This is a genomic window from Phocaeicola coprophilus DSM 18228 = JCM 13818 (genome assembly GCF_000157915.1).
Taxonomy (GTDB): domain Bacteria; phylum Bacteroidota; class Bacteroidia; order Bacteroidales; family Bacteroidaceae; genus Phocaeicola; species Phocaeicola coprophilus.
Genome location: NZ_EQ973632.1, coordinates 4,036 through 6,251 on the forward strand (window position 1 = coordinate 4,036; position 2,216 = coordinate 6,251).

Consider the following 2,216-nt stretch of genomic DNA (forward strand, 5'->3'; position numbering starts at 1 on the left):
GTCCGTTTCTCGTTTAGAATTGTTATCTTTGTGCCCGATATTATAGTATAAATCTAATTGTAATGAAAACAAATGCATTAAAAGGCAGCTTCGTGAGGGGAGCTTTATTAGGGGGATTATTGGGCGTTTTTTCATCTTCATTATCGGCACAGGAGAAACTCCCGGTAGAAAATGATCTGAAGATTATTTCGTATAATATCCGTCATGGTGAAGGATTGGATGGCAAGACTGATTATGTCAGAATAGCCCGTATGTTCAGAGAGCAGCAGGCTGATGTCGTAGCGTTGCAGGAAGTGGACAGTGTGACGGGACGAAGCCATAAGAAGGATGTGCTTCGGGAGGTTGCCAATGAAGCGTTGATGTATCCGGTTTTTGCAAAGGCGATATCATTCGACGGCGGATCTTATGGCGTTGGACTTTTGGCCAGGGAACATCCTTTATCTGTGGAACGCATTGCTTTGCCGGGGCGTGAAGAGGCCCGGGTTTTGTTGCTGGCAGAGTTTGATGATTATTATATCGGATGTACTCATCTGTCATTGACACCGGAAGACCAGCTTGCTTCTTTGGACGTTATCCGGAAAATTGCTTCACGGTTGAACAAACCTTTTTTGCTGGCAGGCGACTGGAATGCTCTTCCTGAAAGCCAGACGATACAGGAAATCCGGAAGGACTTCACCTTGCTGAACAATCTGAAACAGGCAACTTATCCTGCAAACAAGCCCGAAGATGTGATTGATTATATTGCAGTCTGGAAAGCTACGGGAAAATCTGTCGTTCAGAAAGGCGGAACTGTTTTACCGGACACGGTGTCTTCTGATCACCGTCCTGTGATGGCAAAAGTCCGCTTCCTTCAGCCCGCGGACCGTCTCTTGTATTCTGATCCGTATCTTCAGAATCCTACGGAAAACGGGATTACGGTTATGTTCCAGACGAGAGCGATGGCTCATTGTTGGGTAGAGTATGGCACAGATACATTGAATCTGAAGCGTGCGGTTGCTTTGCGTGACGGTCAGGCTATCTGTCATGATATAGAGAATAAAATCCGTTTGTCCGGACTGGAGGGCGGTAAACCTTATTATTATAGAGTATGTGCCCGTGAAATAGGCGACTATCAGTCATACAGCAAAGCTTTTGGAGACACGGTGCGTACTTCATTCTATCACTTTTGTCTGCCTGCACCCGGGCAGAAAGACTTCACTGCTATTGTGTTGAATGATATGCATGTGTATGGAAAGCTGGAGAATATTTTGTCGGCAAAGCTGGATTCAATACCTCATGATTTTGTCGTATTTAACGGTGACTGCTTGCCGGAACCTTCGGACAGAGAAGAGGCAATGGCAAATATAAACCGTCTGGCTCGTTTGTTCCACGGTTCCTCTTGTCCTCTGTTCTTTGTGCGGGGTAATCATGAGATTCGTAATGCCTATTCAGCCGGCATGCCTTCCCTGTTCGATAACCCGGGCGGCAATACTTATGGAGCATTTAACTGGGGAGACAGCCGTTTCATTATATTGGACTGCGGTGAAGACAAGCCCGATGACCATTGGGTTTATTATGGCTTAAATGATTTTTCCGCTTTCCGTGAGGATCAGGCTGACTTCCTGAAAAAGGAATTGAAAAGCCGGGAATTTACGCAGGCTTCCTGCCGTATATTGATCAATCACATTCCTTTGTGGGGAAATGACTATGATTATGTTCCTTGCCAGAAGTTGTGGGGACCTATTCTGCAGCATGCACCGATTGATCTGAATCTTTCAGCTCATACACATGATTTTGCATATTATCCCCAAGGGAAGATCGGTAATCCTTTCCCTGTGTATGTCGGGGGAGGATATAACCTGGATGAAGCAACCTATGGCATCTTGCAGAAAAAGGGAGAGAAGATGACGTTCACTGTAAAGAAGCTGGATGGAAAAGTTCTGTTGAAACAGGTTTTTGATTTGAAGAAGAAAGGATCTATTGCCGGTCTCAGATAAGGTTCCTGTTCACTTCGAAAAAAATGTATGGTCGTTGCGGCTGTATCGAGTAGTACGATTGGGCCGCAACGACCGCACGTTTCGGTCACAACGACTGCACGATCCGGCCGCAATGACCGCACGATTTTTTCAGACAAAAGGAGGGTCAGTTCGAAACGAAAAAAGTCTGCATCACGAAGGTGATACAGACTTTTCCATTTTCTTTGTACACCCTCAGGGATTCGAACCCTGGACCCACTG

Annotated in this window: 1 protein-coding gene; it reads left to right on the forward strand. The window is 45.8% G+C overall.

What is annotated here, in order from left to right:
• The first annotated feature begins 62 nt into the window (after positions 1-62).
• Positions 63-1,976 carry an endonuclease/exonuclease/phosphatase family protein gene (locus tag BACCOPRO_RS01640; protein ID WP_008140286.1) on the forward strand — a complete coding sequence of 638 codons (1,914 nt, stop codon included), beginning with the start codon at positions 63-65 and terminating at the stop codon, positions 1,974-1,976.
• Positions 1,977-2,216: the final 240 nt, after the last annotated feature.

Coding starts and splice junctions, on each gene's coding strand:
- BACCOPRO_RS01640 (WP_008140286.1), top strand. CDS start 63: ATGAAAACAAATGCATTAAAAGGCAGCTTCGTGAGGGGAGCTTTATTA.